The following is an 18,424-nucleotide window of genomic DNA, read 5'->3' as shown; positions in this document are numbered from 1 at the left end:
CGGACTTCATCTTTATGAGCAGCATGGAACGGATCTACCAGATCGACCAGATTCTCGGCGCCCGCCCCTTTGCGACGCGCGCGGATCTGCAGGAGCGTCTCGGTGTTTCCTGGGCAACGCTGAAGCGCGACATCGCTTATATGCGTGATCGCTTGAATGCCCCGATCGTCTTCGACCGCAGCCTGGGCGGCTACCGCTTCGAGAAGCCCGAACAACAGGTCGGACCGCAGTATGAACTGCCGGGCCTGTGGTTCACCGCGGAGGAGATCCATGCACTGCTGACCATGCAGCATTTACTCTCGAACCTCGACACCGGGGGACTGCTTGGGCCGCAGATCCAGCCCCTGCTCGCCCGCCTTTCGGGCCTGCTCGGCGCTGCCGAGAACCCGGTCGAGGAAGTCCGGCGCCGCATCCGTATCCAGACGGTTGGCGCCCGTGAATTTCACCTCGACCACTTCCAGGCCGTCGGCTCAGCCTTGTTGCGGAGAAAACGCCTGGTCATCCGCTACCACGCGCGCGGCACCGACAAGCTGACCGAACGGGAAGTCTCGCCGCAACGCCTCAATTACTATCGCGACAACTGGTATCTCGATGCCTGGTGTCACCTGCGCAATGGCCTGCGCGCCTTTTCGGTCGACGCCATCGAACGCGTCGAAATCCTCGACAAGCGGGCCAAGGACATCGCCGACACCCGGCTCGACGAAGTGCTCGGGTCCGGCTACGGCATTTTCGCAGGCGATCAGGTGTCGTGGGCGGTGTTGCGCTTCACGCCGGAAAGAGCGCGCTGGGTCGCCTCCGAACGCTGGCATCCGAAGCAGGAAGGCAAGTTCCTCGACGATGGCAGCTACGAACTGCGCGTGCCCTACGCCGACAACCGCGAACTGATCATGGACATCATGAAGTACGGTAGTGACTGCCAGGTCATCGAACCGGAAGCACTGCAGGCGAGTGTGGCGCAGGAATTGCGTCGCGGACTGAAGAACTATCGGGTCTAGCGCCTTTGCGTCCCCGGCAGGCAAAGCACCCTGTCTTGCGAAGCTCCAAAAAAAAACCCGACCGGGATCCGGTCGGGCTTCTGAACTGCTACGTACCCCGGTTTCAGGCGCGTTCGAAAATGACTGCGATCCCCTGACCACCACCGATACACATGGTCACCAGTGCGTACTTGCCGCCGGTGCGCTGCAACTCGTAGATCGCCTTGATGGCGATGAACGCACCCGAGCAACCGACCGGGTGACCGAGGGCGATCGCCCCGCCGTTCGGATTGGTCTTGACGGGGTCGAGGCCGAGACCCTTGTTGACCGCAATGGCTTGCGCGGCAAAGGCTTCGTTGGCTTCAATGACGTCCATCTGGTCGAGCGTCAGGCCCGCCTTCTTTAGCGCCAGTTTGGTCGCCGGGATCGGGCCCTCGCCCATGATGTCGTTCGGCACGCCGGCGACCGCATAGGAAACGAGACGCGCCAACGGCTTCTGACCGGCACTCGCTGCCAAATCGGCGGCCGCCAGAACCAGGAAGGCTGCACCGTCATTAATGCCGGAAGCATTACCAGCGGTGACCGTACCCTCCTTGTTGAACGCCGGCTTCATCTTGGCCAGCGCTTCGATCGTCGTGCCGGCCTTGACGTGCTCGTCCGTATCGAAAACGACGTCGCCCTTGCGGGTCTTCATGACGATCGGGACGATCTGCGACTTGAAGCGACCCTCGGCGATCGCAACACCGGCACGGCGCTGCGACTCGACCGAAAAGGCATCCTGCTCTTCACGGCTGATGTTCCACTTCTTGGCAAGATTCTCTGCGGTAACGCCCATATGGCCGACACCAAACGGATCGGTCAGGGTGGCGACCATCATGTCGATGGCCTTGGCATCGCCCATGCGCGCGCCGGTACGCATCGCCGGCAGCATGTAGGAACCACGCGACATGACTTCCACACCGCCACCGATTCCGTAGTCGGCGTCGCCGAGCATGATGTTCTGGGCAGTGGTCACGACGCCCTGCAGGCCTGATGCGCAGAGGCGGTTGACCGCCATGGCCACCGAGTCCATCGCCAGACCCGCCTGGATCGAAGCGACACGAGCCACATAGGCAAAGCGCGAATCGGTCGGGATGCAGTTGCCCACCGTGACGTAAGTAATCTGTTGCGGATCGACACCGGAACGGGCGATCGACTCCTTCATCACGGTGCCGGCCAACTCGTGCGGCTCCATATTGGCGAGGGAACCTCCGAAAGTGCCAATGGCTGAACGGACCGCGCTTAGTACGACAACTTCTCTGCTCATGAAGAAACTCCTGAAAAAAAATCGATCAACCGCCTACCAGACTGGCAAGCCCCAACAACAGCAAGAACGACAGCACCACGGCAGGCCAAGCCAGCCCGACGGCGCTGTCCATGAAGTCAACATCGGCGGTCTCACCGGTGCCGACTTCCGACCACCCGTCCAACTCGCCTGATGCCGAGAGCGGCTAGCCGAGGCGAACCCCAAAAGTATCCGCGCCGCTGGCCACGACAATTCCCGGGCCATCGCTGGTGTACTGGTCAGCCGGGGTACGCCGACAGTAGACCGCATCCTCGAATTCGCCGACGATGGCCAAGGCCACTGCGGTGAGCCGCACAGGAAGCCAGTGAATAATAGCAAAGGTTCGCCGTGCGAAGCGCTTACTGAATGTCCGTATAATAGTGAATGAACTGGCGGAACCCCGTCGTCAGGCAAGGGACCAGGGAGATTCACAGCCAGGCGAGAAGCGGGCTGATGTCGGCAAGAACAAATGGACGCCTGCGGCAACCAGCATCAGGCCGCCGACCCCGACCAGCCAGGCAAGGGTTCCATGCCGACGCGGACCCGCATTGAACCAGCTTTCGAGAAAACCGTAGCACCAGGTTGGCGGCTCATGGACCAGGCGAAGGTTGGGTAGTGGTTGGGCCTGCTCGATGAGCGGGACGGCAAGCAGGGAAAACAGGCTCATACTGGAGTCTTGCCTGGGTGGCGCCAAGTACTCCAATACGCTGTAGTAGTTCGCGCCAGATCAGTATTCGAACGGGCACCATACCATAATTTGCCGGGGCTTGCAGAAACCCGTGACTTCGCGCAACATCACTCTGCGGCTTGTGGAACGCTTCTCAGCATGGAACTGTCGTCTATCTACAGCAAGACCCAAAAAGGCCATGATGAGGTGACCACCCGCGCACACCGCCTGCCCTTCCGGGTGCGTGCGATGCTGATCATGGTCGATGGCCACCACACCGGACACCAACTTCTCGAACTGAGCAGTTCCGCAGCGGATGGCAGGCAGCAACTGGCAGCCCTGCTGGATGGCGGTTTCATCCAGGCACAGGTAGCCGCCGACGCCGGGCACGAAGGCATGCGCCGGGCACTACCCGACGAGGACATCAGCCTCGCCCGGAGTTACGCCATCCGCACGCTGAAGGAATTGTTGGGTTCGCGGGCCGCTGCGTTGATCGCAGCAATCGAGCAAGTCGAAACGCCGGACGAACTCCGGCAGCATGTCAGCAAGCTGCGAGCCGCACTGAGCACGGCTCCCGACCAGGAAAAGGCCAAGCACTTTCTCGAAACGCTGGCGATGGTGCTTGACTAGCGTGCGTCAGGGGAGAGGGAGCGGTAGAGCGACATGATGATTCCCGCCGTGGCGCCCCAAATGAAGTAATCGCCGTATGGCATCGCCCAGTAGTGCCGCAGTTTGCCGCGGTAGTGCAGCGAGTGCCGCTGGTGATTGGCGGGATCGAGCAGAAAGGCCAGCGGCACCTCGAAGGCCTCTGCCACCTCGAAGGCGTCGAGCCTTAACTCGAAGGGCGGCGTCACCATGGCCACCACCGGGGTGACACGAAAACCCGTGGCGGTACGATACTCCGGCAGGTAGCCGACAATCTCGACCACCGCCGAAGGCAGGCCAATCTCCTCGAACGCCTCGCGCAGCGCCGTGTGCGCCGGTGAGGGATCGGCCTCCTCGCAACGCCCCCCCGGAAAGCTGACCTGCCCGGGATGATCCCTGAGGTGTGCGGTGCGTTGCGTCAGCAGTACCGTCGGCTGGTCGTTCCGCCGGATGATCGGGAACAGCACCGCCGCCGGCATCAGTTCCTCGTCGCCAACGCCATCTTCGAGCACAAAGGGAACACGTGACGGTTCCGGGCGCAAGATTCGCCGCAGTTGGTCGAGATCGACTGGCCTTCCTCGCTCTGGCGATGGAGCAAGCGAAACTTCAGGTGCTGACAGCACGCTCTTCCTCCTCGATCTCCGCATGCACGGCTGCAAGTGCATCGCGCAGGGTTTCATCGGGAAGGGCGTTGATCCTGCTCGCCACCAGATCCGCGGACTTCACGGCACCCTCCGGCAAGAGACTGCTGTCCAGAGAGGCAATGAGCGCGGCACTGGCACCCACCACCTGCAGCAGGGTCTGCCGCTCGCTCATCAGAAGTTCGAGTTCGCGGCCCAACATGGTTATCTTCTCGTCGCGGTGACGCATTTTCGAGTTCTCCTAGTAGCGCTTCCTGAGGATCATGGTCTGACCATCGCGCTGCATTTCCATACGGTTCAAGAAACTCATGCCCAGCAAGGCAAATGGCATATCCTGGGCATGCACCACCGCGTCGACGTTGTTCAGGACAATCTCGCCAACGCGCACGCTGTCGAGTTTGACGCGAGCAACGGCAGCCTGACCATTGGCGGTGTTCACCATCCCCGGCTGTCCCTTGCCGGCGTCAATGCCGATGCGCCGCGCTTCGCCGGCGCCGAGCGAGATCATCGTCGCACCAGTATCCACCAGAAAGCGCACACTCGTTCCATTGATGTTGCCGGTCGTCAGGAAATGGCCGTTACCATCGGCGGTCAATGTCGCTTTGGCGCCGCCATCGCCAGCAGGCTGCGATGCAACATTCTGCCCAACCCGCAGGATACGCTTCTTTCCGTCCGTCTCGATGGTGGCCGTATCACGGTCGACCGACAGGACTCTGACGCCTTCGTCGGTGCGCGCACCGACCGCCACCGTGCGCGGCGCGCCGCCGTCGATGGTCAACAAGGCCTTACCCGGGAACACGCCAGCCAGCCCGACATCGACGGCCTGCGCCACCGGGCACGCGGCCCAGAACGACAGCAACACGGCGCCCCAACTGACCACCCCTGTACCGCTTTGGTGACCCCGCGGGTCACCACTCCAAAGCCACCGCATAAGCACAATCCCTCCTCGCATAGCCAGCCACATTTCGCCATCCGACGCGCAATGGATCAAGGCATTTTGCCACACTCCGATCACGGCACCTGACGGGCATCCAGGGGTTATCCGGAGAAGCGACGGTAGCTGCGCGCGTCAGGGCTCCAGAGCCAGCCGGCAGTGCCGGACAAATCGCGCACGAACCACTGGCCGACCCGCGAGACTACTGCGGAAAACCACGCCATACGCCCGTCGCCGATCGCAGGTCCGGGACGGTCGCGTACCGTGCTCATCCTCCAATCTGGTGGACGAGCACGGCAGCAGGGTTTCAGCGATAGACGAGGACGGGAATTTTGGAGTGCGTCAGCACTTTGTTGGTTTCGCTGCCGAGCAACAAGGCGGTAAAGCCGCGGCGGCCATGCGAGGCCATGAAGATCAGGTCACAGCCGGCCTGGGTCGCCGCATCGATGATCGCCTGGTAGGGAATATCGCTGGTCAGGGACAGTTTCGCCACCGGGACGCCTGCGGCATCACACAACTGGACGACAAAATCCAGCGTCTGTTGTGCCTGCTGTTCGGCAAGTTCGGCGAACTTCTCCGGCGTCGTGGGGTCGATCAAGGCCCCTTCACCATAGTAGCTGACCGGATATTCGGGTTTGGCAAAGAACGCCGTGATGCGCGCCCCCGCCTCCTTGGCAAAGGAAACCGCGCGACGGGCGGTTTCCCTGGAAAGTTCGGAACCATCGGTCGGAACAAGGATATTCTTGAACATGGCGTTTCCTCCACAGGACGATGAATTAACTATAGGATGAAAGCGGGCCCGACTGTTGATCAACATCAAAGGATGGAGGGTGCATGCGCACAAACGCTCGGCAACCGCGACGGTGATGAACCATTCGCAGCCGGCCGAACAGCAATGCGCGCCGGAAAACCGGTATCCGTCGATCAGAATTACTTGATGTCGGTCAACGTGGGTGGTCGCCGCCCGCCCGACAATGGCAATCCTGTCTCCAGAGAGCTACCGCATGCACGCGATTACGGATTTCATGGTCAACGATCACCGCTCCTGCGACGGTTTGCTGGTCGCCGTCGAGCACGCCGTGGTGAACGCCGCCTGGGCAACAGCCCAAACCGAGTTCGCTCGCTTCAGCGACGCGATGCGTTATCATTTCGCGGCCGAGGAACGCGTTCTCTTCCCGCTTTTTGAACAGAGTACCGGCATGTACCACGGGCCGACGCAGGTCATGCGCGCCGAGCACGCGCAAATGCTGCAGTTGCTGGCCAGCACCGCGTCGGCTCTGGAGGCGGCGGACAGCGACGATTACGCCGGTAGCGCAGAGACGCTGTTGATCATGATGCAGCAACACAACCTCAAGGAAGAGAACGTGCTGTATCCAATGTGCGACCAGCATCTGGCTGATCAACTCGATGCGTTGCTGCCCGCGTTGCAGAGGCAGATTGCCGGCCAGGATGAAAGCACGAGATGACACAGGGGAATGCCGACATCGTGCTCGACGCGCGTGGCCTGGAGCCTCCCGGACCACTGGTGCGTACCATGGAAGCACTCGACCAGCTCGGTCCGGCGGAAAAGCTCCTGGTACTCCTCCCGCGCGAACCCTATCCACTCTACCGGGCGCTCGAACTCAACGGCTTCTGTTGGCAAACGGTGTGCCGGCCCGACGGAACCGTGGAAGTCCTGATCCAGCAACGACAGCCCTAGTGCAGGCGCTACTGTCCTTCGATCAGGCGCCACCGCTGGCGGCGCCGCTGCGTTTTTTCCTGACCGCACCGCTGTTCGCCATTCTCGCCGGTCTGCTGCTGTTGTGGAGCGGCCCAGACCTGTTTGCCTCGCGCTGGACGCCGGCGGCGCTGGCCCTGACGCACCTGATCAGCGTCGGCTTCATGCTGCAGGTGATGCTGGGGGCGATGATACAGATTCTGCCGGTGGCCGCCGGAGCGAACCTGTCGCGACCGCTGCTGGTAGCGTCCCTGGTCCATGTCGCGATCACGCTGGGCGCATTGTTGCTGGCAGCGGGTATGCTGAGCTACGAACCACTCGTTCTGAGGTTGGCCGTGTTCCTGCTCGGCAGCGGCGTGGCGCTGTTCGTGGGTGCAGCCGCACGCTCCTTGTACGGTGTACCGTCGACGAACCCGACCGTGCGTGGCCTCAAACTGGCCTTGTCGGGTCTGAGCGTCACCGTCGGCCTCGGCCTGCTGCTGGCCATCGCCTTCAGCGGCGGTTTCGAACTGCCGCTGCCGTTGCGACAGTTGACGCCCATTCACCTCGGCTGGGGCTTCGTCGGCTGGGGCGTGCTGTTGCTCGCCGCTGTCGCTTTTGTCGTGGTTCCGATGTTCCAGATGACACCGCCGTACCCCGCCGCGTTCACCGGCACTTTTTCCTGGTCGGTGCTGGCGTTGCTGTGCATGTGGAGTTTCGCTGCCGGCGCGGCCTGGCACTGGCCATCCGCCATTCTGGAGGGAGCCGTGGTACTGTCGGTGGCCAGTTTTGCCGCCCTGACCTTGCAGGTCCAGAGCCGCAGCAAGCGCGCGAAGTTCGACGCCACCCAGCACTACTGGCGTGTCGGCATGCTGTGCGCCCTGGCAACCTGCGTCCTGTGGTTCGCGGCGGCAGTCGTGCCGGCGCTCGCCGAGCGCCCGGAATGGTCGCTATGCTGCGGGGTACTGGCGCTGGTTGGCGGCTTCATGTCGGTAATGATCGGCATGCTGTACAAGATCGTTCCTTTTCTGGTCTGGTTGCACCTGCAGAACCGTGGTGGCGGGCGAGTGTTGGCTCCGACAATGAACAAGGTCATCGCCACACGACAGATCGACCGGCAAATGTATGCGCACCTGCTGGCGCTTGCGCTCCTGCTGGCGGCAGTCGTCTGGCCGCTGTGGTTCAGCTATCCGGCAGGCCTGGCGGTCGTGCTCGCCAATGCCTGGCTGCTGCACAATCTGCTGACTGCCGCCGCGTTCTACCGGCGGCACTGCCTGAAAATCGAGGCCTGGGAAGCCGCCACGGCCACGCCGGTCGGATGATGAGTTACCTGTACCTGAAGTACCTGCACATGGGTTGCGTTGCCCTCAGCGGCGCCGGCTTCCTGCTGCGCGGGGTGTGGATGCTGACCGATTCACCCTGTCTGCAGCAGCGAGCGGTACGGGTCCTGCCACACCTGGTCGATACGATCCTGCTCGGCAGCGCGATCGCCATGGCGATAATCAGCGCCCAATATCCGTTCGCGGTGAACTGGTTGACCGCCAAACTCGTCGGTCTGCTGATCTACATCGGTTGCGGAACAATGGCTCTCAAGCGCGCCCGCAGCAAGGCACAACGGGCAGTGTTCCTGGTCGCTGCCTTGGGCGCCTTCGCCTACATCGTATCAGCCGCGCTTGCCCGCAGCCCGCTGGGCTTTTTCGCCTGGCTCGCGTAGGCGGCGAGCGCCGCGCTTCCTGCCGCCGCTTAGGCGCGCTGGTGCGTCAGCAGCTTTCGCAACCCGGCGGTGTTGAGGATTCGGACCTTTCTTTGATGCACGGCCAGCAGCCCTTCTTCCTGGAACCGCGAGAATGCCCGGCTGACAGTCTCAAGTTTGAGACCGAGATAGCTGCCGATTTCGTCACGCGACATGCGCAGATTGAATTCCGCCGGTGAATAACCACGCGCCTTGAAGCGCTGCGAGAGATTGAGGAGAAAGGCTGCCAGGCGTTCCTCGGCGCGCATCGTGCCAAGCAGCATCATCACCCCGTGATCGCGAACGATCTCGCGGCTCATCACCTTATGGAAGTGATGCTGCAGGGTATGAATCTGCCGCGACAACCCTTCGAGTTGCAGGAAGGGAATCGCACACACTTCGCTGTCTTCGAGCGCGATGGCATTACAGGAGTGGATTTCGCTACTGATGCCGTCCAGCCCGAGCAACTCGCCCGTCATCTGAAAACCGGTGACCTGATCACGACCGTCCTCGATCATCACATCGGTCTTGAAAAAGCCGCTGCGAATGGCGTAGATCGATTCGAAACCCTGCCCGGCACGATAGAGATGATCACCGCGTTTCAGGCGCCTGCGCGTCGAAACCAGTTCATCCAGCCTTTTCAGCTCGTCTCGCTCAAGTCCTATGGGCAGGCACAGCTCGCGCAGGTTGCAGTTCGAACAAGCGGTCTTCACGACTTCAAATGCCAGCCTTGCCGTCACAGCATTCATCGTCATGCGCGTCCTTTTTCATTAAACCCTGCCTTTGATCCAGGTCAACCCGGTTGCTCCAGCGCGGTCCGATAATGCAGACCATAAACAGTGTAGCGGGAACATGAACTCTGTCGCTGGCCACCTCGTTTTTGATCCACAGATCATCCGCCGTTTCGACATCAACGGTCCGCGCTACACGTCGTATCCGACCGCGGACCGCTTCGTCGAAGCCTTTGGTGCGGAGGCCGCCAGGCTCTGGCTCGGCAAGCGGAATATCGGCGCCATCAGCCGGCAACTGTCATTGTACTTCCACATTCCATTCTGCAACACCATCTGTTATTACTGCGCGTGCAACAAGATCATCACCAAGGACCATGGTCGTTCGGCCAAGTACCTGAAATATCTGGCACGCGAACTGGCATTGCAAAGCAGCTATCTTGAGGGCGGCGACCAGGAAGTCGCGCAGCTGCACTGGGGTGGGGGTACGCCGACCTTCCTGTCACACGACGAGATGCGTCAGTTGATGGCGGCGACACGCCAGCACTTCAAATTGATCGACGGCGGCGAGTACTCGATCGAGGTCGATCCGCGCAAGGTTGATCGCGCGACCGTCGAGTTGCTCGGCGAGTTGGGTTTCAACCGCATGAGCGTCGGAGTGCAGGATTTCGATGCCAGCGTGCAGCAGGCGGTCAATCGCATCCAGAGCGAAGAGGAAACCTGCGCGGTGATCGGCGCGGCGCGCGCGACCGGCTTCAAATCGATCAGCATCGACCTCATCTACGGTTTGCCCAGACAAACGGTGAGCGGCTTCGGGCACACCCTGGACCGCGTCATCGACGCCGCTCCGGATCGCGTATCGATCTACAACTATGCGCACCTGCCCAGTCTGTTCAAGCCACAGCGCCGCATCCTGGAAGCTGACATGCCTTCCGCCGACGCCCGCCTGCAGATTCTCGCCCTGGCGATCCAGCGGATGACCGATGCCGGCTACGTCTATATCGGCATGGACCACTTCGCAAAACCCGACGATGAACTGACCACTGCGCAGCGACAAGGGCGGTTACACCGGAACTTTCAGGGTTATTCGACGCATTCGGATTGTGATCTGCTGGCCTTCGGGATTTCCGCGATCGGCAAGGTCGGACCGACCTACAGTCAGAACGTGAAGACCCTTGACGAGTACTACGACCTGCTCGACAGCGGCATCCTGCCGGTATATCGCGGCATCGAACTGAACGCCGACGACCTGCTGCGGCGGTCGATCATTCAGTCGCTGATGTGTCACTTCGAACTTTCGATCGAATCGATTGAAATCGCCCATCTGATCGACTTCCGGCAGTACTTCGCCACCGAGCTCGACGACCTCGACGAAATGGTGGACGCCGGCCTGGTCCGCGTCGACGACAAATGGATCACCGTTCTGCCGCAGGGACGCATGCTGGTGCGGGCGATCTCGATGGTCTTCGACAGGTATCTGCGCGCGGACCGCCAGCGCACCCGCTACTCGAAAGTGATCTGAAGCAGCCCGGCGGGCGATCGTCGAGCGGGAAGGAGTAGAATTCCCCCCTTCCCGCCCGGTGCTTGCGCTTGCCTCCGATGCCTGAACTCCCTTATCTCGCCCTGCTGCTGATCGGTCTGCTGGGTGGCACGCACTGCATCGGCATGTGTGGTGGCATCGTCGGCGCGCTGTCGATGGGAGCCCCGGCGCGCATCAGCCTGCACCTGGCCTATAACCTGGGACGCGTCACCAGTTATGCGACAGCCGGCGCGATTGCCGGCGCGCTGGGCCAGGCCGGCATGGCATTGTCCGGTCAGTGGCCGTTGCGCAGCGCCCTGTACGTGCTCGCCAACCTGATGCTGGTTGCCCTTGGCCTCTACCTGATGGGCGTCACGCGCGCCCTGGCCTTCAGCGAACGCGCTGGTCAGAAGTTGTGGCGGCACCTGCAGCCCCTGAGTCGGCGTTACCTGCCGGCACGTACCGCGGCGCAAGCCTTTCCGCTTGGCCTGCTGTGGGGCTGGCTGCCCTGCGGTCTGGTCTACAGTGCCCTGGCAACCGCCCTGACCAGTGGCTCGGCGTGGCACGGCGCGGGCTTGATGCTGGCCTTCGGCGTCGGCACCTTGCCCAATCTGCTGCTCGCCGGTCTGCTGGCCGCTCGCCTGCAGGCCTATGCGCGCCAGCCGGTGGTCCGCATCCTATCCGGCCTGCTTATTCTGGGCTTCGGGGTCTGGGGACTGCTGAGCCTGCCGGCGCTGACCCGGCTGGTCCCCTGGAACTAGCGATGCACATCTTCTGCCAGCCGCCGCCTGCGCTGCGCCTCGGTAAACATGACTGAGCCGACCGCCGGCACGCTGCACCTCGATCTGCCGATCAGTGGCATGACTTGCGCCGCCTGCGCGACACGCATCGAAAAAGTGCTCAACCGATTGCCAGGCGTAGCCGCCAGTGTCAATCTCGCCAGCGAGCGGGCGCTGATCGACGTCTCTTCGCCGGCAACGAGTTCACAACAAATCGTCGCCGCCATCGAGAAGGCCGGTTTCAGCGTGCCGCCACGCACGCTGGAGCTGGCCATCCAGGGCATGAGCTGTGCGGCCTGTTCGACGCGCCTCGAAAAGCTCCTCAACCAACTGCCGGGGGTAGAGGCGGTGGTGAACCTGGCGAGCGAGCGGGCCATGCTGCGCTATATTCCCGGCATCGTCTCCCCGACACAGCTGATCGCCGTGGTCGAGCGGGCGGGCTTTACGGGTCGGCTCGCCAATGATCATTCGCGGGAGGAGGAACAGGCGCGCAAACGCGCGGTGCAGCGGGCCGAATTGCGGCGATTCTGGATTGCCGCGGTATTGACGCTGCCACTGGCTGCACAAATGCTGACCATGTTCGATGCCGGCGCAACGCAGCACCAGGATATCCTGCCACGCTGGCTGCAGCTCGCCCTGGCAACACCCGTGCAGTTCTGGATCGGCTGGCGCTTTTACAACGGTGCCTGGAAGTCCCTGCGCGGCGGCGCCGCGAACATGGACGTGCTGGTTGCGCTCGGAACGACGATGGCTTATGGGTTCAGCCTGGTGGTCACCGTGTCTGGAGCGGCCGGCCTGCACGTCTATTTCGAGGCTTCAGCCGCAGTGATCACGCTCGTCCTGCTCGGCAAGTTGCTGGAGGCCAGCGCCAAGGCGAAGACCACCGCGGCGATCGAGGCCTTGCTACGCCTGCAACCCCGGACAGCACGCGTGGAACGCGATGGCCAGTTGATCGAACTCGACGCGGCCCTGCTGATCCCGGGAGACATTTTCATTGTCCGCCCCGGCGAAGCACTGCCAGTCGACGGCGAGGTGATCGACGGCTCCTCGACGGTCAATGAAGCGATGCTCACCGGTGAAAGCATGCCGGTAGTCAAACACCGCGGTGAGCGCGTTTTTGCGGCCACCAACAACGGTGAGGGCACACTACGTTGCCGCGCAACCGGCGTCGGCGAGCACACCCTGCTGGCGAGCATCATCCGTATGGTCGCCGAAGCACAGGGATCGAAAGCGCCCGTGCAGCGACTCGCCGACCGGATCTCGGCGGTCTTTGTGCCGATCGTCTGCGGCATTGCCTTATGTACCTTGATTGGCTGGTGGACTCTGGGCGGCGTCTTCAGCACGGCGCTGGTCAACGCCGTCGCGGTGCTGGTGATTGCCTGCCCCTGCGCGCTGGGTCTGGCCACCCCAACGGCGATCATGGTCGCCAGCGGGCGGGGAGCCGCTGCCGGTATCCTGATCAAGAATGCCGAGGCTCTCGAACGCGCCGGGAAGATCGCCGTTCTGGCGATCGACAAGACGGGCACCCTGACGTGTGGCGAGCCGGTGCTGACCGATCTGCTGCCATTGGCCTCCGTGTCAACCGAAGAGGCGCTGGCTTTGGCTGCCGGCCTTGAACAGGCTTCCGAGCACCCGCTGGCACGCGCCATCCTGCGGCATGCGCAGGCTGCAGGCGTGGTATTGCCGCTACTCGAAGCGTTTCGGGCAATTCCCGGGCGCGGCGTGCAAGGCCGGATCGGCGGACGCTGGCTGCGCCTTGCGGCCCCAGACACCCTCACCGGCCTGGACCTGCCGGAGGCGGCGATTGCCGGGTTGCAGCGCGCCGGCAAGACGGTCGTGCTGTTGAGTGAATGCCACCCCACCAACGGCACCAGCGGCGACGATGCCGAACTCGACGCGGGCCTGGCGCTGGCGTTGCTGGCCATTGCCGACCCCCTGCGCGACACTTCGCACGCCGCCGTGGCGCGGCTGACGGCCCTGGGCATCCGGGTGGTCATGCTGACCGGCGACCATCCGGGTACTGCCGCGGTGATCGCCGACGCGGCCGGAATCCGGGACGTCCGCGCCGGCGTGCTGCCCGGCGACAAGGCGGCGATGGTCAGCGCACTCAAGAGCGGTGGCGCGGTGGTGGCCATGGTCGGCGACGGCATCAACGACGCCCCGGCGCTGGCTGCTGCCGACGTCAGCTTCGCCATCGGCGCCGGATCCGATGCGGCCATCGAAGCCGCCGACGTGACGCTGGTACGTAGCGACCTCAACGGCATCGCCGATGCGATCCTGCTTTCGCGTGCGACGCTCAGAAAAATCAGGCAGAATCTGTTCTGCGCTTTCATTTACAATGTACTCGGCATACCGCTGGCGGCGCTGGGGATGCTGAGTCCGGTGATCGCCGGCGCGGCAATGGCGATGAGTTCGGTTTCAGTCGTCTCCAACTCGCTGCTGCTGAAACGCTGGCGAGTGGGCGGCAAGCGAAGCTAGGCAGGGATGCAGCGACTCCGAGCGAGGCGGGCTCTCGGTCTACCGGGAACATCACCAACAGAGGTTTGAAACCACCGATGGAGAAGATCGTGATTGCTGTTGGCGGCATGAGTTGCCAACGTTGCGTTCAGAGTGTCAACGCCGCCCTCAGGACGCTGCCCGGTGTTCAACAGGTTGATGTCGACCTGGATGCGGGGCAAGCCAGCGTCACCTGCGACCCCGGCCGGGTGAGCGTCGCCGAGTTGCGCAAGGCGGTCGAAGAGGCGGGATTCGACGCCGGCTGAAGCGCTGTCGACGACTCGTCGGAGCAACCCCTACAGAACGCCCCATTGCTGGCCCCAAAAAAATGCATAGAAAAAAAACCAGACCCTCCGAGCTTCCTGCTGCCGAAACCGAATCCGAATCGACCGAGCCAGTGCGCCTGACGCAGTTCTCGCATGGTGGAGGTTGCGGATGCAAGATCGCCCCCGGCGTTCTCGAACAAATGCTCGCCAGGACGGCGCCGGGGCTGGCGCCAAAGCAGTTGCTGGTTGGCATCGAGACCAGCGATGACGCGGCGGTATACCAGATCAACTCGGAACAGGCGCTGGTGGCAACCACCGATTTCTTCATGCCGATCGTCGATGATCCTTTCGACTTCGGGTGCATCGCCGCCACCAATGCGCTGTCCGACGTCTACGCCATGGGCGGCGTACCGCTGCTGGCATTGGCAGTGGTCGGCATGCCGGTCAACAAGCTGCCACTGCAAACCATCAAGCGGATCCTCGAAGGCGGCGAGTCCATCTGCGCCAAAGCGCGCATTCCGATTGCCGGCGGGCATACCATCGATTCCGTCGAACCAATCTACGGCCTTGTCGCCATCGGTCTGGTTCATCCCGACAACGTCAAGCGCAACGCCGGCGCCCGCCCCGGAGACAAGCTGATTCTCGGCAAGGGACTGGGGGTGGGTTTCTTCAGCGCGGCACTGAAGAAGGGCATTCTGTCGGCCCCCTGCTACACCTCGATGATCGCCTCAACGACGCAACTGAACACACCGGGACGGGCGTTGGCTTGCCTTGCCGGTGTGCACGCGATGACCGACGTCACGGGCTTTGGCCTGCTCGGTCACCTGGTGGAAATCTGCAAGGCCTCGCGTGTTTCGGCGGAGATTGATTTCGCGGCCTTGCCGGTCTTGCCGAACGCTCTCGATTACGCCGCCAAGGGCTGCATCACCGGCGCTTCCGAACGAAACTGGGCGAGTTACGGCGAGCACGTGACACTCCCGAAGAAACAGTTCGGTGACCTCGAACGCGCGCTGCTGACCGACCCGCAGACCAGCGGTGGGCTGCTGGTTTCTTGCGCCCCCGAAGTGGTTACCGAGGTTCTGGCAATCTTCCTGCAGGAGGGCTTCGATCGCGCCGCGGTGATCGGCGGGATTTCCGAAGGCAAACCTCAGGTCACGGTGGTCAAGGGCAAGGCGGAATGACGGTCCCGCCAAAGCCCTGATCGCGAGCCAGCGTCACCCGGCCGTCGGGCTCGGCTGACGCGCTGCCTGACCTGCACGACCAGCACACTCAATCGAGGAGGTGCGACACCAGGCCGTCAGCAAGCTTCGGTTCAAACCACGTGGACTTCGGTGGCATGACCTGACCCGCGTCAGCCACTGCCATCAGATCGGCCATCTGCGTCGGATACATGGCAAAAGCCAGGGCCATTTCACCGCTGTCCACCCGCCGCTCGAGTTCCGCAAGCCCGCGCATGCCACCGACAAATTCGATGCGTGTGTCCCGGCGTAGATCGGTAATGCCCAGTACCGGCCCGAGAAGCTGCTCGGATAGTACCGAGACGTCGAGCCGGCGTACCGGGTCCGAAGCAGGCACCAGACCGGGCTGAATCTCCAGCCGATACCAGCGCCCCTGGAGATACATGCCACATACGCCTGAACGTTGCGGCCTGACCCGTGCATCGCTCGCGGTGACGGTATAGCGCTCGCCAACCGCCGCCAGAAACGCGTCCTCGGACAGGCCGTTCAGATCCCGCAACACGCGGTTATAGTCCATGATCAGCATCTGCGACGCCGGGAAGATGACCGACAGGAAATATTCGGCACCGGCCGTCGCGTGGCTGCCGCCACGTCGGGCGGCAGCCACGCGCGAGGCGGCAGCCGAACGGTGATGACCGTCGGCAATGTACAGCGTGCGCATGGCGCCAAACACCTCACTGATCGCGGCGATGCGTTGCGCGTCATCGATCACCCACAGCGTGTGCCTGATGCCGTCATCGGCCAGCACGTCGGCGACCGGCATCGAGTCGGTGACCGACGCGATCAGATGCTCTGCTTGCGGGCTGTCCGGATGGGCGAGCAACACCGGGCCGGTCTGTGCATTCAGCGCCTCGATCTGGCGCACCCGATCGTCTTCCTTGTCTGGCCGGGTGAATTCGTGCTTGCGAATGCGATTGCTGTCGTAGGCGGCAATCGAGGCCACCGCCACCAGCCCGGTCTGGACGTGCTCACCCATGCACAGCCGGTAAGCGTAATAGCAGGGGCTGGAGTCACGGCGAAGCACGCCGCCGGCGATCAGGCGCTGAAAATTCTCGGCCGACCTGGCATACACCTCGGGGGCATGGTGATCGATCTCGGGAGGCAGGTCGATCTCGGCCTTCGAGACATGCAGGAATGACCAGGGCTTGCCAATCGCAACCTGCCGAGCCTCGGCGCTGGAAAGGACATCGTAGGGCGGTGCCGCCACTGCGGCGGCATCAGCGCCACGTGGCCGGAGACCGGCAAAAGGACGAATCAGCGAATCATCAAGGGACAAGAAACTCTCCTGCAAGGTCTGGTTTCCCGGAGCACAGGTCGTTTGCGGTGCCGACCTGACCGGATATCAGATACTGCGGTACAGCGCCTCATAGCTCACAGCCGAATCGGCCCATGAGAAATCCTGCAGCATGCCACGCCTTTGGATCTTGCGCCACAACGCGTGCTCGCGGAACTGTGCGCACGCCTCGGTGATACGAACGGCCAGTGCTCGACTCCTGGCATCGTTGAACACGAAGCCGTTGGCTGTGCCCAGCTTGATGTTCTCCGCAGTGGCATCAATCACCGTATCGGCAAGACCACCAACCCGCCGTACCATCGGCAGGGTCCCGTAGCGCAGGGCATAGAGTTGCGTCAGACCGCAGGGCTCGAAACGCGAGGGAACGAGCAGAATGTCGGATCCGGCCAGAATACGATGCGACAAGGCCTCATCGTAACCCAGATGCACGCTTACGGTGTCGGGATACGCCGCTGCAGCCGCCCGGAAACCCGCTTCAATCTCCGCCTCGCCACTGCCGATGACGACCAGTTGTGCGCCTGCGGCGCGCAGCGCGGGCAGCGCCCCCAGGACCAGATCCATGCCCTTTTGCGCGGTCAGGCGGCTGATCACCGCAAACAATGGCGCCTGCGACCGCTGCGCGAAACCGAGAGCCGACTGCAGCTTGTGCTTGCAGACTTCCTTGCCATGCAGATGGTCGGCACTGTAGGAGGCTGGGAGCGCGGTGTCGGTAACGGGATCCCAGACTGAATAATCGACCCCGTTGAGGATTCCGGAAAGATGGCTGCCGCGATCACGGAGCAGGCCTTCCAGCCCCCAGCCGAACTCCGGCGTGCAGATTTCGCGTGCGTAGCCGGGGCTGACGGTGTTCACCCGTTTCGCATGCACGAGGGCGGATTTCATGAACGACAACTGTCCGTGAAACTCGAGGGCGCTTTGCGCTGCGCCGGAAAGCAGCAACCCAAGGTCGGAGTGGTGATCGAGCGGGAAGAGACCACGGAAAGCGAGATTGTGGATGGTAAACACGGTGGCCGTGTTCAGCGCCGGATTCTGCGCGATATACGTCGGTGCCAGGCCGGCGTGCCAGTCGTGCGCGTGCACCACCTCCGGCTGCCAGTGACGGTCGAGTTCACCGGCCGCCAGGTGCGCGGCGACCCAGCCCAACAGCGCAAAGCGCCGATGATTGTCGCTCCAGTCGCGGCCATCGGGACCCAGATAGGGATTGCCGTCGCGCCGGTAAAGAAAGGGCGCATCGATGACGTAGGCCAGCAAGCCGCTGTCCGGCAGGCGGCCCAGACGCAGCGTGACGATGGCGGCGCCGAAGGCCGGACCAAAGCGGATCAACCGCCGCAGGTCGACCAGGCCATTGAGGATGGCCGGCAGCCCGGGCAACAAGATACGCGTGTCCAGGCCGCGTGCGGCCAGGGCGGCGGGCAGAGCCGCCACGACATCGGCCAGGCCGCCGGTCTTGACCAGCGGATAGATTTCCGCGGCAACGTGCAGGATGCGCAA

22 protein-coding genes are annotated in these 18,424 nt (G+C 62.9%); 12 read left to right on the top strand and 10 right to left on the bottom strand.

Features of this window, described 5'->3' with window-relative positions; all coding sequences use genetic code 11:
• The first annotated feature begins 14 nt into the window (after positions 1-14).
• On the top strand, positions 15-995 hold the full coding sequence (locus AC15MQ_RS14340) for a helix-turn-helix transcriptional regulator (protein WP_483080458.1): 981 nt from the start codon (positions 15-17) through the stop codon (positions 993-995).
• Between the two features lie 103 nt (positions 996-1,098).
• Here AC15MQ_RS14340 and AC15MQ_RS14335 read toward each other — a convergent pair whose 3' ends face one another.
• On the bottom strand, positions 1,099-2,280 hold the full coding sequence (locus AC15MQ_RS14335; protein WP_287651950.1) for an acetyl-CoA C-acyltransferase family protein: 1,182 nt from the start codon (positions 2,278-2,280) through the stop codon (positions 1,099-1,101).
• Here AC15MQ_RS14335 and AC15MQ_RS14330 point away from each other — a divergent pair.
• The gene (locus AC15MQ_RS14330; RefSeq protein WP_287651951.1) at positions 2,279-2,452 is read left to right on the top strand and encodes a hypothetical protein; all 174 of its coding nucleotides are present in this window, start codon (positions 2,279-2,281) and stop codon (positions 2,450-2,452) included. The two genes, AC15MQ_RS14335 and AC15MQ_RS14330, sit on opposite strands and share 2 nt — an antisense overlap.
• A gap of 252 nt (positions 2,453-2,704) precedes the next feature.
• Here the strand turns inward: AC15MQ_RS14330 and AC15MQ_RS14325 are convergent, their stop codons facing one another.
• Positions 2,705-2,965 carry a CobD/CbiB family protein gene (locus AC15MQ_RS14325; RefSeq protein WP_287651952.1) on the bottom strand — a complete coding sequence of 87 codons (261 nt, stop codon included), beginning with the start codon at positions 2,963-2,965 and terminating at the stop codon, positions 2,705-2,707.
• Positions 2,966-3,124: 159 nt separating this feature from the next.
• Here AC15MQ_RS14325 and AC15MQ_RS14320 point away from each other — a divergent pair, with 159 nt between their 5' ends.
• Positions 3,125-3,595, top strand: a complete 471-nt coding sequence (locus AC15MQ_RS14320) for a hypothetical protein (RefSeq protein ID WP_287651953.1) — start codon at positions 3,125-3,127, stop codon at positions 3,593-3,595.
• On the opposite strand, the gene AC15MQ_RS14315 is transcribed toward AC15MQ_RS14320, so the two are convergent.
• The 5 genes from AC15MQ_RS14315 to AC15MQ_RS14295 form a co-directional block, all read right to left on the bottom strand.
• Positions 3,592-4,233 (bottom strand): CoA pyrophosphatase, encoded by a 642-nt coding sequence (locus AC15MQ_RS14315; RefSeq protein WP_483080457.1) that lies wholly within the window; start codon positions 4,231-4,233, stop codon positions 3,592-3,594. The genes AC15MQ_RS14320 and AC15MQ_RS14315 overlap by 4 nt on opposite strands.
• Positions 4,217-4,480, bottom strand: coding sequence for a hypothetical protein (locus AC15MQ_RS14310; RefSeq protein ID WP_287651954.1), 264 nt, complete (start codon positions 4,478-4,480; stop codon positions 4,217-4,219). Before AC15MQ_RS14310 ends, AC15MQ_RS14315 begins: the two co-directional genes overlap by 17 nt.
• A gap of 12 nt (positions 4,481-4,492) precedes the next feature.
• The gene (locus AC15MQ_RS14305) at positions 4,493-5,182 is read right to left on the bottom strand and encodes a retropepsin-like aspartic protease family protein (RefSeq protein ID WP_287669779.1); all 690 of its coding nucleotides are present in this window, start codon (positions 5,180-5,182) and stop codon (positions 4,493-4,495) included.
• A 107-nt stretch (positions 5,183-5,289) separates the two neighbouring features.
• Complete coding sequence (locus tag AC15MQ_RS14300) at positions 5,290-5,457, bottom strand: hypothetical protein (RefSeq protein WP_332336551.1); 168 nt, start codon at positions 5,455-5,457, stop codon at positions 5,290-5,292.
• Positions 5,458-5,492: 35 nt separating this feature from the next.
• Positions 5,493-5,936 carry a universal stress protein gene (locus AC15MQ_RS14295; RefSeq protein ID WP_287651957.1) on the bottom strand — a complete coding sequence of 148 codons (444 nt, stop codon included), beginning with the start codon at positions 5,934-5,936 and terminating at the stop codon, positions 5,493-5,495.
• A gap of 253 nt (positions 5,937-6,189) precedes the next feature.
• Here AC15MQ_RS14295 and AC15MQ_RS14290 point away from each other — a divergent pair, with 253 nt between their 5' ends.
• The 4 genes from AC15MQ_RS14290 to AC15MQ_RS14275 are packed head-to-tail and all read left to right on the top strand — an operon-like array spanning position 6,190 to position 8,595.
• A complete protein-coding gene (locus AC15MQ_RS14290; protein ID WP_287651958.1) occupies positions 6,190-6,651 on the top strand; it encodes a hemerythrin domain-containing protein in 462 nt (153 codons plus the stop codon).
• Positions 6,648-6,884, top strand: coding sequence for a DUF2249 domain-containing protein (locus AC15MQ_RS14285; RefSeq protein WP_287651959.1), 237 nt, complete (start codon positions 6,648-6,650; stop codon positions 6,882-6,884). Before AC15MQ_RS14290 ends, AC15MQ_RS14285 begins: the two co-directional genes overlap by 4 nt.
• The gene (locus tag AC15MQ_RS14280; RefSeq protein ID WP_287669783.1) at positions 6,884-8,203 is read left to right on the top strand and encodes a hypothetical protein; all 1,320 of its coding nucleotides are present in this window, start codon (positions 6,884-6,886) and stop codon (positions 8,201-8,203) included. The genes AC15MQ_RS14285 and AC15MQ_RS14280 overlap by 1 nt, the downstream gene beginning before the upstream one ends.
• A complete protein-coding gene (locus AC15MQ_RS14275) occupies positions 8,200-8,595 on the top strand; it encodes a SirB2 family protein (RefSeq protein ID WP_483080456.1) in 396 nt (131 codons plus the stop codon). The genes AC15MQ_RS14280 and AC15MQ_RS14275 overlap by 4 nt, the downstream gene beginning before the upstream one ends.
• 29 nt (positions 8,596-8,624) lie before the next feature.
• Here the strand turns inward: AC15MQ_RS14275 and fnr are convergent, their stop codons facing one another.
• Complete coding sequence (fnr, locus tag AC15MQ_RS14270) at positions 8,625-9,368, bottom strand: fumarate/nitrate reduction transcriptional regulator Fnr (RefSeq protein WP_434735579.1); 744 nt, start codon at positions 9,366-9,368, stop codon at positions 8,625-8,627.
• A 97-nt stretch (positions 9,369-9,465) separates the two neighbouring features.
• Here fnr and hemN point away from each other — a divergent pair, with 97 nt between their 5' ends.
• The 5 genes from hemN to selD all read left to right on the top strand — a co-directional run bounded on the left by hemN (position 9,466) and on the right by selD (position 15,582).
• Complete coding sequence (hemN, locus tag AC15MQ_RS14265; RefSeq protein WP_483080455.1) at positions 9,466-10,863, top strand: oxygen-independent coproporphyrinogen III oxidase; 1,398 nt, start codon at positions 9,466-9,468, stop codon at positions 10,861-10,863.
• Between the two features lie 77 nt (positions 10,864-10,940).
• The gene (locus tag AC15MQ_RS14260) at positions 10,941-11,621 is read left to right on the top strand and encodes a sulfite exporter TauE/SafE family protein (protein ID WP_483080454.1); all 681 of its coding nucleotides are present in this window, start codon (positions 10,941-10,943) and stop codon (positions 11,619-11,621) included.
• A gap of 48 nt (positions 11,622-11,669) precedes the next feature.
• On the top strand, positions 11,670-14,117 hold the full coding sequence (locus AC15MQ_RS14255) for a heavy metal translocating P-type ATPase (RefSeq protein ID WP_483080453.1): 2,448 nt from the start codon (positions 11,670-11,672) through the stop codon (positions 14,115-14,117).
• 77 nt (positions 14,118-14,194) lie between these two features.
• Positions 14,195-14,401, top strand: coding sequence for a heavy-metal-associated domain-containing protein (locus tag AC15MQ_RS14250; RefSeq protein WP_287651965.1), 207 nt, complete (start codon positions 14,195-14,197; stop codon positions 14,399-14,401).
• 62 nt (positions 14,402-14,463) lie between these two features.
• The gene (gene selD, locus AC15MQ_RS14245; protein WP_483080452.1) at positions 14,464-15,582 is read left to right on the top strand and encodes a selenide, water dikinase SelD; all 1,119 of its coding nucleotides are present in this window, start codon (positions 14,464-14,466) and stop codon (positions 15,580-15,582) included.
• A gap of 88 nt (positions 15,583-15,670) precedes the next feature.
• Here selD and AC15MQ_RS14240 read toward each other — a convergent pair whose 3' ends face one another.
• On the bottom strand, positions 15,671-16,915 hold the full coding sequence (locus AC15MQ_RS14240) for a DUF1015 domain-containing protein (RefSeq protein ID WP_332336555.1): 1,245 nt from the start codon (positions 16,913-16,915) through the stop codon (positions 15,671-15,673).
• A 66-nt stretch (positions 16,916-16,981) separates the two neighbouring features.
• Positions 16,982-18,424 (bottom strand): glycogen synthase GlgA, encoded by a 1,443-nt coding sequence (gene glgA, locus AC15MQ_RS14235; protein WP_483080451.1) that lies wholly within the window; start codon positions 18,422-18,424, stop codon positions 16,982-16,984.

Source organism: Candidatus Accumulibacter propinquus (assembly GCF_056856495.1).
The sequence above is the reverse complement of the archived record's forward strand: the minus strand, read 5'-3'. Positions and strand labels throughout refer to the sequence as shown.

Coding starts and splice junctions, on each gene's coding strand:
- AC15MQ_RS14340 (WP_483080458.1), top strand. CDS start 15: ATGAGCAGCATGGAACGGATCTACCAGATCGACCAGATTCTCGGCGCC.
- AC15MQ_RS14330 (WP_287651951.1), top strand. CDS start 2,279: ATGAAGAAACTCCTGAAAAAAAATCGATCAACCGCCTACCAGACTGGC.
- AC15MQ_RS14335 (WP_287651950.1), bottom strand. CDS start 2,280: ATGAGCAGAGAAGTTGTCGTACTAAGCGCGGTCCGTTCAGCCATTGGC.
- AC15MQ_RS14325 (WP_287651952.1), bottom strand. CDS start 2,965: ATGAGCCTGTTTTCCCTGCTTGCCGTCCCGCTCATCGAGCAGGCCCAA.
- AC15MQ_RS14320 (WP_287651953.1), top strand. CDS start 3,125: ATGGAACTGTCGTCTATCTACAGCAAGACCCAAAAAGGCCATGATGAG.
- AC15MQ_RS14310 (WP_287651954.1), bottom strand. CDS start 4,480: ATGCGTCACCGCGACGAGAAGATAACCATGTTGGGCCGCGAACTCGAA.
- AC15MQ_RS14305 (WP_287669779.1), bottom strand. CDS start 5,182: ATGCGGTGGCTTTGGAGTGGTGACCCGCGGGGTCACCAAAGCGGTACA.
- AC15MQ_RS14300 (WP_332336551.1), bottom strand. CDS start 5,457: ATGAGCACGGTACGCGACCGTCCCGGACCTGCGATCGGCGACGGGCGT.
- AC15MQ_RS14295 (WP_287651957.1), bottom strand. CDS start 5,936: ATGTTCAAGAATATCCTTGTTCCGACCGATGGTTCCGAACTTTCCAGG.
- AC15MQ_RS14290 (WP_287651958.1), top strand. CDS start 6,190: ATGCACGCGATTACGGATTTCATGGTCAACGATCACCGCTCCTGCGAC.
- AC15MQ_RS14285 (WP_287651959.1), top strand. CDS start 6,648: ATGACACAGGGGAATGCCGACATCGTGCTCGACGCGCGTGGCCTGGAG.
- AC15MQ_RS14275 (WP_483080456.1), top strand. CDS start 8,200: ATGATGAGTTACCTGTACCTGAAGTACCTGCACATGGGTTGCGTTGCC.
- fnr (WP_434735579.1), bottom strand. CDS start 9,368: ATGACGATGAATGCTGTGACGGCAAGGCTGGCATTTGAAGTCGTGAAG.
- hemN (WP_483080455.1), top strand. CDS start 9,466: ATGAACTCTGTCGCTGGCCACCTCGTTTTTGATCCACAGATCATCCGC.
- AC15MQ_RS14260 (WP_483080454.1), top strand. CDS start 10,941: ATGCCTGAACTCCCTTATCTCGCCCTGCTGCTGATCGGTCTGCTGGGT.
- AC15MQ_RS14255 (WP_483080453.1), top strand. CDS start 11,670: ATGACTGAGCCGACCGCCGGCACGCTGCACCTCGATCTGCCGATCAGT.
- AC15MQ_RS14250 (WP_287651965.1), top strand. CDS start 14,195: ATGGAGAAGATCGTGATTGCTGTTGGCGGCATGAGTTGCCAACGTTGC.
- selD (WP_483080452.1), top strand. CDS start 14,464: ATGCATAGAAAAAAAACCAGACCCTCCGAGCTTCCTGCTGCCGAAACC.